The sequence below is a fragment of the Bacteroides sp. MSSM.1001136sp1_RTP21357st2_D2_RTP21359_211015 genome, assembly GCF_040913205.1.
In the GTDB taxonomy this organism is placed as follows: Bacteria; Bacteroidota; Bacteroidia; order Bacteroidales; family Bacteroidaceae; genus Bacteroides; species Bacteroides ovatus.
The window spans coordinates 240,655-256,096 of the sequence record NZ_JBDFVF010000002.1; the positions used below are offsets into that span (position 1 = coordinate 240,655).

Consider the following 15,442-nt stretch of genomic DNA (forward strand, 5'->3'; position numbering starts at 1 on the left):
ACAAGTGCCAGTTCCGGCGAATTACTTCAATTGCTTGAGAAACTCTGTCGGAGTGATATTAAATTCCTTTTTGAAACATTTTGTAAAGTAATTCGGGTCTGATATACCGACAGCGAATGAGGCTTCGGAAACATTCATGCCATTCAGTAAATGGGTTTTGGCTTCCTTCATCTTGATGGTCCGTATAAACTGTGTGATGGAGCATCCCGTGAGTGATTTCAGTTTCATGTGCAGCAGACTACGGCTGATGCGGAGATGGGCTGTGATTTCAGTTACTCCAAAATCTTCCTTGGTGAGGTTCGCCATAATCAGTTCTACCAGTTCTTTCATAAATACCTCATCCCGTGGATTGTTGGTGATTTGCTTGATGTTCAGTTCTTCCGCCTGTTTGAAGTGCTCGATATTCTGTTTCCGGCTCTTTTGGATATTCTGTACCAGCAACTCCAGGTTCTTGGCGTTGAAAGGTTTGGTGATATAGGCGTCCGCTCCCCGCAGATAGCCTTCTGTATGGTCGTTCTCATCTGTTTTGGCAGTCAGGAGGATAACGGGGATATGGCTGGTCGTTACATCTTGCTTGACGCGTTCCGTGAATTCCAGTCCGTCCATCACCGGCATCATTAAGTCCGATATAATCAGATTCGGCAGTTGTCTGGCTATCTTCTTGCAGGCTTCCGCTCCGTTGTAGGCACGTATGATGTCATATTTCTCACCGAATATACTGGCGAGGTAATCATTCATCTCTTTATTATCCTCCACAATCATGATAGATTCTCTGCCGGAGTCTTTCTCTTTGTTGGTCAGCTTTTCGGGGATGAGTTCGATTGTCTCTTTGATTCGCTGGTTGTATTTTTGTATTTCTTCTGTCGTGATGTTTTCGGAAGAGCGTTCGTCGGGTGCGTAGGCATCCTCCGATACGTTCAGGGTGACGATAAAGTCCGAACCTTTGTTGACCTCGCTCTCTACCCGTATTTCTCCTTTATGCATGTGGATGAGCGAACGGGTGAGCGAAAGTCCCAAGCCGAATCCCTCGCGGTGGTCGCGTTTTTCGACCTGGTAGTAGCTCTCGAATATTTGTTCCTGAACGTCTTTGGGAATTCCTCTGCCGCTGTCCTTGACGGAGATTTGAACCATGGTTTCTTTCTCCTCTTTAATCAGTTTGGCGCTCAATCTGACGTATCCGCCGGGTTGTGTGTATTTAAATGCGTTCGAGAGCAAATTATAAAGAATCCGTTCCAGTTTGGAAGGCGAGAACCAGACTTCCTCTTTGGTATCTTCCAGACTGACGATAAAGTCGATTTCCCGTTCTCCGGCTACGATGTCGAAGATATGGGAGAGTTCCTCCAGAAAGTGCATGATATCTCCTTTACGGACGCTGATATGCATCTGTTTCATTTCGATTTTACTGAATGTCAATAGTTCGTTAATCAGATAATTCATCCGGTTGGCGTTGCGGTAGATAACTTCCAGTTTCTCCTTGTCGTTGTTACTAATCTGCGGCTGCTGGATCAATCGTTGTAGAGGTGATAAAATCAGGGTTAATGGTGTTTTCAGATCATGGGAGATGTATGTGAAGAAATTTATTTTCTGTTGATTCATGTTCTCCATGTTGACACGCTGTTCATGTTCCGTTTTCAGTCGCATGAGCAGGATAATACGCGTTTTGGTATATCGGTAGGCGGCGTAGATGATTAATAAGGAGAGCAATGCATATACAAAATACGCTCCCGGTGATAGCCACCAGGGTGGGAGGATTCTGATGGCAAGGTCCTTTTGTCCCGTTTCGTCCCAGTGAATACCGTCTTTGCTGGCTTTGATCTTTAAAATATACCTTCCTGAAGGCAGGTTTGAAAAGCGTACCTGATGCTGGTTGCCCACAAACTGCCAGTCCTTGTCGATACCTTCCATTTTCATGGCATATTGAGTGTTGTAGGTATATTGATAATTCAGTCCGGAATATTCGAGACGCAGGGATTGGGCCTGGTCGTGTGTCAGGGTAATCTCTGTCAGTTCGGAGATGGAGGAAGGAATGGACGCTTTCTCGTTGTTGGGCGACATATATTCGCTGTTGCTCCATATAGCAGTCAGGGCAATGTTGAAATGAGGATTGACGGAGCGTACCTGTTCCGGATAAAAAGAAATCATGCCGTTGATGGTTCCGAAATACAGCTCTCCGTCGGGCTTCTTACAGGCGGAGGAGTAGTTGAACTGGTTAATCGGCAGTCCGTCGGCTGTGGTATAACGGTCGATATTTTCCGTCTGTGGATTGATGCAGCAGAGCCCGCTTCCGGTTCCTACCCAGATGTTGTTCATTTCATCTTCTATGATGCCTTTAATGGCATTCGAGCCCAGCTGCTCTTTGCTGTAAGAAGCGATGATGCTTCCGTTGCGGTCTGATACATAAAGCCCGTTGTTGTCTGTCCCTATCCATATCCGTTGGTGTGAATCAGGGTAGATATAGGTTACATAGAGATCGGTGTGCGGCAAGATAGGGAGTGAGGTAACTTTCAGCGTACGGGTATTTATCTGGAACATACTGCCTTTCCGGGTTCCTGCCCAAAGTATGCTGTCATTGAATTGTACCAGGTTGAAAATACGGAGCGGTGAAATCTTTTCCGGACGGGCATTGGCTTTTTTCTTGTCGATCAGGAATAAGCCAGAAGGGCCTCCGTACCAAACGTGGTCGTTCTTGTCTTCGATGATGCAGAAGCCGGACGAAACCTCTTCCGACAATAGATTATAGTCCACCGTACGGTTCAGATGCGGTATATAGTGAAGAGCTCCTTTCAGGAACAGTCCGAGCCATAGGCTGTTATCTTTGTCGAGCCATAGAGAGTGTATGTTCTTGGCGTAGATTTGCATCTGTTTGTGAAGCCGTTCGGCGCGGGTAATCTCTTTTTTACTGTTCAGGTAATTCAATCCGCCATCCTCCGTAGCGATGTACAATCCGTTGTCCGGCGCATTGATAATCTGGCGGACTGCTTTTCCGCTCAAATGATTGAAACTGCCTCCGTATGGATATATCCGGAACTGGTCGGAGCCGAATATATAATAGTTGACCCCTCCGAAATAGGTTCCCACCCACATGTTGTGGGCCTTATCCTGATAAAGACTGTAAATGGGCGAATCGTTCAGGGCACTTAAATCCCGTTCGGATTGTTCGTAGTGTGCAATCAGTTGGTAGAGTTTGTTGAACACGAAGATGCCATACTCCGTTCCTACCCATATATTCCCGGTATGGTCGGTTGACGCACACCGGAAATCTTTTACTTCCAGATCTTTGGAGAGATTGCACAGAGTATTGCTTTGTATATGGTAAACGAAGAAATCATTATTGGTATTGAATAAAAGCTGGTTGGACGAGATCAACACGGCATTGTTACATTGCTGTGCAAAAGGCTGGATTAGGGTAGGGAGCGAAACGAACTGTTTCTTCTCCAGACTGTATCGCATCAGTCCTTTGTTGGTGTCAATCCATAGGGTTTTATCTCCGTCTTCTGCAAAATATCTCACATGCGGTTTCTCTTCATTGAGAAGGAAAGGAACGAACAGGCTGTCCTGTTCATTGTAGTGGTAGAGTCCGTTACTACAGGCCGCCAAGAGCATCCCGTCACTGGTGTTCAGGAAACAAACATCATCTTTGGTATTTCCTTTAATCCGGTAACGGGTAAAATCTTCCGTCCGGTAGTCGTAGCTGCAGATACCCTGATCGGTGGAGATCCATAGAACGTTGCGGAGTGAATCGTTATACAGACGGGTGATAAAGTCGTGGCAGAGCGAGGTGCTGTCGGCCTCATTGTGTGCAAACAGGTTAATATTATAACCGTCGAAGCGGCACAAGCCGTTGCGTGTGCCGAACCAGATGAATCCGTGATTGTCTTGGGTAATCGCATTGATAGTATTATGCGGGAGTCCTTCGGCTATGCTTAGTTGTTTGAAGCGTATATTATTATATTGTATCTGTCCTGTCGACAGGCTGGCGTTTAAGAGCACGAGACTAAAGGAGAGGACGATTTTAAGGGCAGTGGTTCTCATGGCTTTACGGATTTAATTTCATGACCAAAGATACGTCTTTTTTTGTTTGGAACAGTCGTAGAATTGTTCAAACGGACAGCACTCATGTTCAGTTTGCTGTCCGGCAGCTGATTTTTATACATGATTGCAGGTATTAAGCATTATTTTTCTGTTTTTCTTGGATAGAAAAGACCACATTTGCAATGTGAAACTCTAAAAACACAATGCTATGAATCATCCGACATTAAAATCCCTTACGTTGGGTATCGGTCTGTTTTTCACATTACCTCTGGTATATGCGAATAGTTCTTTTCCGTCTTTATCCGATGGAACATTGTATATCAATAAATCGAAAACCCGTAAAGTGGCTCCCGTAAAGTACGGTTTCCATTATGAGGAAATAGGAATGATGGGCGAGGGTGCTCTACACGCTGAACTGATCCGTAACCGCTCGTTTGAAGAAGCTACACCGCCTGCCGGATTATCAGTAAAGAACGGGCTGTATGAAAATGTTCCGGCTCCCCGTGTTAAAGAGAAGAAAGTATTTCAGGCCGATCCGCTGATTGGATGGGCGACTTATCCGCTATCTTATACTCCTGTATTTATCAGTCGCACGGAGGAAAATCCGATGAGCAAGGAAAATAAGTATTCGATGCTGGTGAATGTTACGGAAGATATTGCGAATCACCCGGATGCTCTGATTCTCAACCGTGGATATTATGGAATGAATCTGAAAACAGATACGTCTTATCGCCTTTCCTTGTTTCTGAAAAGCAGGAATTATTCCGCCCCGTTGCGTGTATTTCTAGTTGACGAACTGGGACAGCGGGTGAGCAATGTGATCGAAGTGAATATAGAGAATCGGGACTGGACAAAATATACGGGCGAACTGAAACCGGAAAAGAACGTCCAGCGCGGAATGCTTGCTATTCAGCCTATGTCGAAAGGACAATTTCAGATAGATGTCGTTTCCCTGTTTCCCTCTGATACCTGGAATGAGGGGAAATCCGTATTCCGTAAAGATATTGTTCAAAATCTGAAAGAGTTTGCTCCCAGTTTCATTCGTTTTCCGGGCGGATGCATCGTACACGGAGTCAATGAAGAAACGATGTACCACTGGAAGAAGACGCTCGGACCGATCGAAAACCGTCCGGGACAGTGGAGTAAATGGGCGCCTTATTACCGTACGGACGGAATCGGTTATCATGAGTTTTATGAATTGTGCGAATATGTGGGGGCTGATGCGATGTATGTCATGCCTACGGGCATGATTTGCAGCGGTTGGGTAAAGCAAAGTCCGCAATGGAACTTCAGGCATATTGACGTCGATTTGGATGCGTATATTCAGGATGCGTTGGATGCCATAGAGTATGCTATTGGCGATACGACTACGAAGTGGGGAGCCGAACGTGCAAAGAACGGTCATCCCGCCCCTTTCCCATTAAAATATATCGAGATTGGAAATGAAGATTTCGGACCTGTATATTGGGAACGTTATGAAAAGATCTATCAGGCATTGTCCACTAAATATCCCGATTTGATTTATATCGCTAATAGCGTTATCCGGGTAGTGGGGAGGGAGAATGACGACAAACGGAAAGATATTCCCAATTTTGTCAACCCGAAGAATGTCAAAGTGTTCGATGAACATTATTATAACTCGATTGAATGGGCTTGCGAACAGCATTATCGCTTTGATAATTACAAACGGGGTGTTGCCGATTTATTTATCGGCGAATTGGGAATCAGCGGAAAATATCCTTATAACTTGCTGGCTACCGGGGCAATCCGTATGTCAATAGAGCGTAACGGCGATTTGAATCCTCTGTTTGCCGAACGTCCGGTGATGAGGCATTGGGATTTCCTGGAACACCGTATTTTCCTGCCGATGTTGATTAACGGAGTGGACAGTAGCGTAAAGACTTCTTTCTTCTATCTGGCGAAGATGTTCAGGGATCACACGTTTGATGTGTGCCTGGATGCAGCGATTAAAGATATGGAAGGTATGCAGAATATCTTTGTAACAATGGGATATGATACGGGCAGTAAGCAATATATCCTGAAACTGATAAACCTGCAGGATAAGAAAGTCACCTTGCAGCCGGAAGTCTCCGGTTTCAAACGTCCGGTCAAGGCTCATAAGACAAGCCTGGTACTGGTTCCGGGAAAAGAAAACACACCGGCTACTCCGAATGAAGTCGAACCGGTGGAGACCGAAGTCGGACTGGACCTGAACAAACCGCTCGAACTGGAGGCCGCTTCTATGACTGTGTACCGTTTTAAATAGGAGAACCATAAGATTCAATAAGCGGATATAAGAGATTTAAACAAAAGAATATGAGGTTTACATAAATAGGAAATTAAAAGAAGCAAAAATGAAAAATACACTCTTTTGTATTACAGGACTTGCCATACAGGGGTTGGCTATGTCAGCCGCGGCACAAACCGGCAAACCGAATATTGTGGTCATTATGACCGACCAGCAACGTGCCGACTTGTGCGGCAGGGAGGGTTTTCCTTTGGAAGTGACTCCTTATGTAGACCAACTGGCACAGGAGAATGTATGGTTCAACAAGGCATATACTGTGATGCCGGCCAGTTCTCCGGCTCGTTGTTCCATGTTCACCGGACGTTTCCCTTCTGCCACTCACGTACGTACGAACCACAATATTCCCGACATCTTCTATCAACAGGATTTGGTAGGAGTATTGAAAGAAAACGGATATCAGACAGCATTGGTGGGCAAGAATCATGCTTACCTGAAACCTGCCGACTTGGACTTTTGGTCTGAATACGGACACTGGGGAAAGAACAAAAAGGCGACTCCCGCCGAGAAAGAAACTGCCCGTTTCCTGAATCAGCAAGCCAGAGGCCAATGGCTGGAACCCTCTCCAATCTTCCTGGAAGAGCAGCATCCCACCAAAATCGTGAACGAAGCACTGGCATGGATTGAGAAACAGAAAGAAAATCCTTTCTTCGTATGGGTATCCTTTCCGGAACCCCACAACCCTTATCAGGTATGCGAACCCTATTACTCCATGTTCTCGCCCGACAAACTTCCCGTATTGAAGACATCACGCAAGGACTTGGCAAAGAAAGGAGAGAAATACCGTATTCTGGCAGAACTGGAAGATGCATCCTGCCCCAACCTGGAACAGGACCTGCCCCGAATCCGTGCCAACTATATCGGAATGATCCGGTTGATAGACGATCAGATCAAAAGATTGATCGAATCATTGAAAGCCAGCGGACAATATGAAAATACCATCTTTGTTGTACTCTCCGACCACGGTGATTATTGGGGAGAATACGGATTAATCCGTAAAGGAGCCGGACTTTCCGAAAGCCTGGCACGTATTCCGATGGTATGGGCGGGCTATCAGATCAAGAATCAGCCTGCACCTATGGATGGCCACGTGTCGATAGCCGACCTTTTCCCTACATTCTGCTCTGCCATCGGTGCCGAAATACCGGCAGGCGTTCAGGGACGTAGCTTGTGGCCGATGTTGACCGGGAAGGCTTATCCCAAAGAAGAATTCTCCAGCATGGTGGTTCAACAAGGCTTCGGTGGAGCTGACGTCGGACTGGACGCTTCCCTGACTTTCGAACAGGAAGGAGCATTGACTCCCGGCAAAATAGCCCACTTTGACGAACTGAACACCTGGACACAAAGTGGCACTTCACGCATGATAAGAAAGGATGACTGGAAACTGGTAATGAATCATTATGGAAACGGTGAACTTTATAACTTGAAGAAAGACCCTTCGGAAGTTCATAATCTGTTTGGTGAGAAGAAATATAGCGAAATTCAAACGGAACTTCTGACCCGGTTGCTGGCATGGGAATTACGTTTGCAGGACCCACTACCTCTTCCGCAAAGACGCTATCATTTTAAACAGAATCCATTTAACTATCTTAAATAGGAAGAATACGTAAACATAAAACAGGAATATATGAAATTGATTGGACGATTAGGATTGATCTTGCTTACAGGATTTATTTCCATCTCTACAGCATCAGCACAGTTATATGGAACGGCAGATACAAACGCTCCGGAACTACGTGTTCCGACATCTGTAAAGCCGGCATTTGATTATTGGATGAGGGACACTTGGGCTACGCTGGGTCCCGACGGTTATTATTATATCACAGGAACGACCTCTACCCCCGACCGTTACTTTCCGGGACAGAGACATTGCTGGGACTGGAACGACGGTTTGTACCTGTGGCGTTCCAAAGATATGAAGTATTGGGAAGCCAGAGGACAAATATGGTCGATGGAAAAAGACGGAACCTGGCAAAAGAAGCCGAAAGTATATAAAGCAGGAGAGAAATATCAGAAAAAATCCATAAACGGTGATCCGATGGACAACCGTTTCCATGCTGTATGGGCTCCGGAAATGCATTATATCAAAAGTGTGAAGAACTGGTTTATCGTTGCCTGCATGAATGAGTCGGCAGGTGGGAGAGGTTCTTTCATTTTGCGGAGCAAGACCGGAAAGCCGGAAGGACCGTACGAGAATATCGAAGGTAATAAAGATAAAGCTATCTTCCCGAACATCGACGGAAGTTTGTTCGAAGATACGGACGGCACTGTCTACTTTGTCGGGCACAACCATTATATCGCCCGTATGAAACCGGATATGAGCGGATTTGCCGAGGAACTGAAAACATTGAAAGAGAAAAAATATAATCCGGAACCATATATTGAAGGAGCGTTTATCTTCAAATACGATAACAAATATCACCTCGTACAAGCTATATGGTCGCACCGTACGTCGGAGGGAGATACCTATATTGAGAAAAAGGGAGTAACCTCACCGAAGACACGTTATAGTTACGACTGCATCATCTCGACAGCCGATAATGTGTATGGTCCCTATAGCGAACGCTACAATGCCATCACGGGAGGAGGACACAACAACCTTTTCCAGGATAAGGATGGAAACTGGTGGGCTACCATGTTCTTCAATCCGCGTGGGGCACAGGCGGCAGAGTATAAAGTGACGTGCCGTCCCGGATTAATTCCGATGATCTATGAGAATGGTAAATTCAAACCCAACTTTAATTATAATACCAAATGAAAACTTCTTTATTGATAGCAGGCAGCCTGGCTCTGGTTCCGATGACGTATGCGCAGGACAAACCGAATATTATTATCATACTGGCAGACGATTTGGGCTTCTCCGATCTCGGCTGTTTCGGTGGTGAGATTCATACACCGGTGTTGGATAAACTGGCAAAGAATGGCGTCCGTATGACGCAGATGTATAACAGTGCACGCAGTTGCCCGTCGCGTGCCAACCTGTTGACGGGACTTTATCCCCATCAGACGGGATTGGGACACATGGACGGCAGTCATCCTGCCTGGCCGAAAGGATATTCCGGTTTTCGTTCCAATTCGGACAACGTCACGATTGCAGAAGTCCTGAAAGATGCCGGATATTTTACGGCTATGTCAGGAAAGTGGCATCTAGGGAATAAGTCGAATCCCATTCTTCGTGGTTTCCAGGAGTATTACGGTTTGTTGGGCGGATTTAATTCTTTCTGGAATCCGGCAGTATATACTCGTTTGCCGAAAGACCGTACCCCCAGACATTATGAGGAAGGAACTTTCTACGCTACCAATGTGATAACGGATTATGCGATTGACTTTATCGACCAGGCACATCAGGAGAAGAAACCGTTATTCCTGTATCTGGCTTATAACGCTCCTCATTTCCCTTTGCACGCACCGAAAGAAGTGACCGATAAATACATGTCTCTCTATATGCAGGGATGGGACAAGATTCGTGACGCTCGCTGGAAACGGATTGTTGACCTGAAACTCATGCAAGGCAAACCGGAACTTAGTCCGCGCGGTGTGGTTCCCGAAAGTCTGTTTGAAGATGAAACGCATCCGCTACCGGCATGGGACTCATTGACGAAAGATCAGCAGACCGACCTCGCACGACGTATGTCTATTTTTGCCGCTATGGTAGATGTGATGGACACGAACATCGGCCGGGTGGTAGATGAATTAAAGAAGAATGGTGAGTTGGACAATACGTTTATCATGTTTATGTCCGATAACGGAGCTTGTGCCGAATGGCACGAATTTGGCTTTGACAAACAGACCGGAGTCGAATACCATACCCATACCGGAGAAGAACTCGACCAAATGGGTTTGCCCGGAACCTATCATCATTACGGTACAGGCTGGGCAAATGTTTGCTGCACGCCGTTCACGTTCTATAAACATTATGCACATGAAGGAGGTATTTCCACGCCGTGTATTATTTCCTGGGGTAATCATGTGAAGAACAAAGGCGGACTGAATCATCAGCCTGCACAATTCTCCGATATCATGTCTACCTGTGTGGAACTGGCGGGAGCCACTTATCCGAAAGAATATCAGGGAAGAGCGATTCTGCCTACGGCAGGTCAGTCTATCCTTCCGATTGTGAAAGGAAAGAAGATGCCCGAAAGATACATCTATGCGGAACATGAAGGCAACCGCATGGTGCGTAAAGGTGATTGGAAGCTGGTTTCCGCCAACTTCAAAGGAGATGAATGGGAATTGTACAACATCAAGGAAGACCGTACCGAACAGCACAACCTGATCGGTAAATATCCTGAAATGGCAAAAGAATTGGAAACAGCCTATTTCGAATGGGCGGACAAGAGTGATGTACTGTATTTCCAGAAAATGTGGAATACCTACAATAAGAATCGACGGAAAGATTTTAAAGAATATAAAACCCGCTAATGCTTATGGATAAAAGAATCTTATTTACTCTGGCTTTAGGAGCCATGTCGCAGGTGTTTGCCCATGCATGGGAGCCTAAAGGTGATAAAATCAAAACAGTATGGGCTGAACAGGTGACGCCGGAAAATGTGTGGCAAAGTTATCCCAGACCGCAGTTGCAACGGGCCGAATGGATCAATCTGAATGGATTGTGGAAGTATGCCGTAACGGATCAGAACACGCCCCGGAAGAATGTTTCCTTTGAAGGGGAAATCCTGGTCCCGTTTGCGATTGAATCATCTCTGTCCGGAGTGCAAAAAACATTTCTTCCTACGGATAAATTATGGTATCAACGTGAGTTCACTTTAGATCCTTCCTGGAAGAATAAATCTGCTATTCTGCATTTCGGAGCAGTGGATTATGAATGTCAAGTATGGGTGAATAACCGGTTGGTCGGTACGCATAAAGGAGGAAACAACCCGTTCTCGTTCGATATTACTAAATACCTGAAGAAGAGTGGCCCCCAAAACATTGAAGTAGCCGTCACCGACCCGACGGACACGGAATCTATTTCCCGAGGGAAACAACAACTTAATCAGGAAGGTATCTGGTACACGCCTGTATCGGGCATTTGGCAAACTGTGTGGCTGGAAGCGGTGAATAAAACCTATATTCGTCAGGTACTTCCTTCCACTGATATTGAGAGAAAATCCGTGAAGCTGGCTTTCGATATAGCCGGAGCCAAAGGCAATGAAGAAGTGAAAATAGAAGTGTTGGATGATGGCAAAGTAATCAAGACGGTGGAACAGAAGTTGACTAATGCGATGGAGATAGACGTTCCGAACGCTGTCTTATGGTCTCCCGAATCTCCGAAACTGTATCATTTGAATATTGTCTTATCCAATGGAGGACGTGTTTTAGACCGGGTAAAGAGTTACTTTGCCTTGAGAAAAGTAGATGCCCGTAAAGATGAATGTGGATACAACCGTATTTGCCTGAATAACCAACCCATCTTCCAATACGGTCCGCTGGATCAAGGCTGGTGGCCCGACGGATTGTTGACTCCTCCTTCCGAGGAAGCGATGTTGTGGGACATGGTGCAGTTGAAGAAGATGGGATTCAATATGATCCGTAAACATATCAAAGTAGAACCGGAGCAATATTATTATTACGCCGATTCTCTGGGATTGATGATGTGGCAAGACATGGTTTCCGGTTTTGCTACGTCAAGGAAGAAGGAGGAACACGTCAATCCGTTGGCTACTACTGATTGGAACGCCCCCGAAGAACACACCCGCCAATGGCAAAAAGAAATGTTCGAGATGATCGACCGTCTCCGTTTCTATCCCTGTATCACTACCTGGGTGGTTTTCAATGAAGGATGGGGACAGCATAACACGGTGGAAATCGTAAATAAAGTGATAAAATACGACGATACACGCCTGATAAACGGAGTGACCGGCTGGACGGACAGAGGCGTAGGCGATATGTACGACGTACATAATTATCCTGTCACTTCCATGATTCTGCCGGAGAACAACGGCAACCGCATTTCCGTACTGGGAGAATTCGGCGGCTATGGCTGGGCGATCAAGGAACATATCTGGAATCCGAATATGAGGAACTGGGGGTATAAGAATATAGACGGAGCAATGGCTCTGATTGATAGTTACGGCCGTCTGGTATATGATTTGGAAACGCTGATTGCCCAAGGGTTGAGTGCGGCTGTTTATACACAAACCACTGATGTGGAAGGAGAAGTGAACGGCCTGATTACTTACGACCGGAAAGTAACTAAAATACCGGAAGGCTTGTTACACCTGATGCACAACCGTTTGTATGAAATCACCCCTGCGAAAGCTGTTACTTTGATTGCAGACGGTCAGAATGGAAGCAAGAATACCCGCCTTGTCAGTCTGAACGGTCAGGAGCTGAAAATGACTTCTTTGCCTTTCGACTGTCCCCCTCGTTCTACGGTAGTATCAGAAGCTACTTTTAAGGTGGATAAGGATTTCAATCATCTGTCTCTATGGCTGAATGTTGCCGGAGAAGCCAAAGTATGGCTGAATGGAGTAGAAGTCTTTGCGCAGGAGGCAAAGCAGACCAGGCAATATAATCAATACAATATCAGCGATTACAGCCGTTACTTGCGAAAAGGAAGTAATTTGTTGAAAATCGAAGTGAAAGATAGCAAGAAGATGAGATTCGATTATGGGTTGAGGGCTTATTAATCAGATTCATATTCTACTTTGTGAGTTTCTTGCTATAAAGTTGAAAGGCAAGTGAATATCTGCAATATCAAGTTAATGTATGAGCCCCATAGCGATGTCACTATAGGGCTCATTAACTATCATTTTTCCGGCTCACTCGTATGGGCACATTTCTTTATAACAAACTTTCTTATTGAAATTTCTTATCTTCTTCGAGGAGCTCCTGGCTACATTGCTCCGGTGCTAGAGGGGTAAAGAGTTCTATCAGGTTTTCTTCGGGATCGCGCAGGTATAGGGTACGCATCCCCCAATCGGGCATATCCGTAGGTTCGGTGATAAACGTCACGCCTTTTGCTTTTAGATCGGCAAAAGTTTCGTCGAGGTTATCTACACTGAATGAAACCATTAATTTCTCACGCATCGCAACGGGCTGTTGCTTATCTGCATTGCCTACCGCAGGTGCCATCCAGTCGGATACAAAAAGGGTGAAGCCTTCTATCCCGTCAGCTACTTTAAAATTGGCATATCCGCTATTTTCATCTCCCCAGGATGGCTCTAATCCGAGTTGTTCGGTGTAGAACTTGAAGCATTTGGCGAAGTCTTTCACTAATAATCTTACGTTGCTGAATCTCATGGTTTACTGATTAATAGTTTGTAATTTGTTTCTTATATCAAAATGCAAATATAATCATTCTATTGGATAGCGTTTCAAAAAACTGTATTTACCTCATTAGTGCATAGAAACGAGTTAAACGGTGCGCTAATGAATGGGTCCAGGGTGAGGGGTGGTGAGGGTAGATTTATAACCTTTTATTTTATTATTTTCTATATTATCTCCTTTTTTATCCTCAAAAAAAAATACGAAAGTTATAAATCTACCCTCACCACCCCTCACCCTGGACCCATATCTTATAATAAAAAGATAACGGGGAATCTTAAAAACTCAATCATCTTTTTCAGATTTACCACAACGTTTCCAGAATACTCCATTATTTTATTCAAAACCGTACAGAGAATGAGCCAAACCCGTACGTAAATGAACTATTTCACCACAGAGGACAGTCAGAAGATCCATACTGAACAGATGAGATTATCTGAAATCCAGAATAAGGAATTACAGGATAAAATTGCTGTGATAAATAAGAATTCTGAAGAATAGATCAAAGCAATGCAGAAACAATATGAGACTACTAACAGGTAGCTGAAGATTTTCATATCGGCTCAAAAGAGTTCTATACACTGTAATTATTGGCTCATTTTGAGCCGATATATTAATAATATTATGTATTTTTGAGCCGATATAATCAACTAAATAGCAATGGAAGAAGAAATTCAACAATATCTTCGTTTTCATCCTCTATCTTCTAGGTCAGAATTAATGGAGGGAGTGAATACTAAAGTAAGTGTCGCCACATTCAAGCGTTTATTAGCTGCCATGATTTCCGCTGGAAGTATTGAAGTCATAGGGCAAGGACCTGCCACATGTTATAAACTAACACCACAAACGTTTGTTACAAGTTATTTCGACTTAGAATCATACTTTCGGAAAGAAGTTGATGAGCGTGAAATTCAACAAGCTTTCAATTTCAGCCTTATTCCTGATATATTGCCTAATGTTGACCCTTTCACGATGGACGAACGGAAACATTTAACGGCTCTTCAAGAAACGTTTAGAAGAAATGTATTAGAAATGACAGACGGAGAGTACCGGAAAGAAATGGAAAGGTTAGGTGTGGATCTTAGTTGGAAGTCTTCTCAAATTGAAGGGAACACATATAATCTTCTTGAAACGGAAAGACTTTTGCTGGAAAAAGAAGAAGCAAAAGGTAAAACTAAAGAAGAAGCCATTATGCTACTAAATCACAAGGAAGCTCTTGATTTTATTTTAGATAATCCTGATTATCTTCAGTATTTATCAATAAGAAAGATTGAAGACATTCATAGTATCCTTATTAAAGAACTGGGAGTTGAGCGTCATATTCGTTCTCGGCGTGTTGGTATTACGGGTACGAATTATCGTCCACTTGATAATGAATATCAAATAAGAGAAGCTATGGAAGACACTTGTCAATTAATTAATAATAAGCAGAGTATCTTTGATAAAGCTTTCCTAGCTTTAGTTCTGTTATCTTACATTCAGCCATTTGCTGATGGTAATAAACGTACTGCGCGTATAACAAGTAATGCAATACTTATAGCCAACGGTTATTGTCCTTTATCATTTCGTTCAGTTGATTCTATCGACTATAAGAAAGCTATGTTAGTTTTCTATGAACAAAATAATATATATCCATTTAAGAAAATATTTATAGAACAGTTTGAATTTGCTGTGAATACATACTTTTGAATTTATCTGTATATTGATGGTTGTTCCAACGATAAAATTATTATAAATATAATAATTATGTTCATAATAAATTTGTAATGCTTCCTGTTTTAATACAAGATTGTTCATTCCGTCTGCAATAATTTTCTCCTGAAAGCCGGAAGTTTC

Annotated in this window: 8 protein-coding genes; 6 read left to right on the top strand and 2 right to left on the bottom strand. The window is 44.1% G+C overall.

Annotated features, from left to right (window positions below; translation table 11 throughout):
* Positions 1–21 precede the first annotated feature (21 nt).
* Positions 22–4,032 (bottom strand): two-component regulator propeller domain-containing protein, encoded by a 4,011-nt coding sequence (locus AB5217_RS02785; protein WP_032846955.1) that lies wholly within the window; start codon positions 4,030–4,032, stop codon positions 22–24.
* 208 nt (positions 4,033–4,240) lie between these two features.
* On the opposite strand from AB5217_RS02785, the gene AB5217_RS02790 reads away from it, so the two are divergent.
* The 5 genes from AB5217_RS02790 (at position 4,241) to AB5217_RS02810 (ending at position 12,969) form a co-directional block, all read left to right on the top strand.
* Positions 4,241–6,298: an alpha-L-arabinofuranosidase C-terminal domain-containing protein gene (locus tag AB5217_RS02790; RefSeq protein ID WP_032846953.1), complete on the top strand. Its 2,058-nt coding sequence runs from the start codon at positions 4,241–4,243 to the stop codon at positions 6,296–6,298.
* An 88-nt stretch (positions 6,299–6,386) separates the two neighbouring features.
* Positions 6,387–7,934 (top strand): sulfatase, encoded by a 1,548-nt coding sequence (locus tag AB5217_RS02795; protein WP_032854511.1) that lies wholly within the window; start codon positions 6,387–6,389, stop codon positions 7,932–7,934.
* Between the two features lie 30 nt (positions 7,935–7,964).
* On the top strand, positions 7,965–9,095 hold the full coding sequence (locus tag AB5217_RS02800; protein WP_032846949.1) for a family 43 glycosylhydrolase: 1,131 nt from the start codon (positions 7,965–7,967) through the stop codon (positions 9,093–9,095).
* A complete protein-coding gene (locus AB5217_RS02805; RefSeq protein WP_032846947.1) occupies positions 9,092–10,759 on the top strand; it encodes an arylsulfatase in 1,668 nt (555 codons plus the stop codon). The genes AB5217_RS02800 and AB5217_RS02805 overlap by 4 nt, the downstream gene beginning before the upstream one ends.
* Positions 10,760–10,764: 5 nt before the next feature.
* Positions 10,765–12,969, top strand: a complete 2,205-nt coding sequence (locus tag AB5217_RS02810) for a glycoside hydrolase family 2 protein (protein ID WP_032846970.1) — start codon at positions 10,765–10,767, stop codon at positions 12,967–12,969.
* Between the two features lie 169 nt (positions 12,970–13,138).
* Here the strand turns inward: AB5217_RS02810 and AB5217_RS02815 are convergent, their stop codons facing one another.
* Positions 13,139–13,582: a VOC family protein gene (locus AB5217_RS02815; RefSeq protein WP_004302766.1), complete on the bottom strand. Its 444-nt coding sequence runs from the start codon at positions 13,580–13,582 to the stop codon at positions 13,139–13,141.
* Positions 13,583–14,266: 684 nt separating this feature from the next.
* Between AB5217_RS02815 and AB5217_RS02820 the strand changes: the two genes are divergently transcribed.
* Complete coding sequence (locus AB5217_RS02820) at positions 14,267–15,295, top strand: Fic family protein (protein WP_004302765.1); 1,029 nt, start codon at positions 14,267–14,269, stop codon at positions 15,293–15,295.
* Positions 15,296–15,442: the final 147 nt, after the last annotated feature.

Bases quoted from the DNA above. Each gene is read 5' to 3' on its own strand.
- AB5217_RS02820 (WP_004302765.1), top strand. From the start codon at position 14,267: ATGGAAGAAGAAATTCAACAATATCTTCGTTTTCATCCTCTATCTTCT.
- AB5217_RS02785 (WP_032846955.1), bottom strand. From the start codon at position 4,032: ATGAGAACCACTGCCCTTAAAATCGTCCTCTCCTTTAGTCTCGTGCTC.
- AB5217_RS02795 (WP_032854511.1), top strand. From the start codon at position 6,387: ATGAAAAATACACTCTTTTGTATTACAGGACTTGCCATACAGGGGTTG.
- AB5217_RS02815 (WP_004302766.1), bottom strand. From the start codon at position 13,582: ATGAGATTCAGCAACGTAAGATTATTAGTGAAAGACTTCGCCAAATGC.
- AB5217_RS02805 (WP_032846947.1), top strand. From the start codon at position 9,092: ATGAAAACTTCTTTATTGATAGCAGGCAGCCTGGCTCTGGTTCCGATG.
- AB5217_RS02810 (WP_032846970.1), top strand. From the start codon at position 10,765: ATGGATAAAAGAATCTTATTTACTCTGGCTTTAGGAGCCATGTCGCAG.
- AB5217_RS02790 (WP_032846953.1), top strand. From the start codon at position 4,241: ATGAATCATCCGACATTAAAATCCCTTACGTTGGGTATCGGTCTGTTT.
- AB5217_RS02800 (WP_032846949.1), top strand. From the start codon at position 7,965: ATGAAATTGATTGGACGATTAGGATTGATCTTGCTTACAGGATTTATT.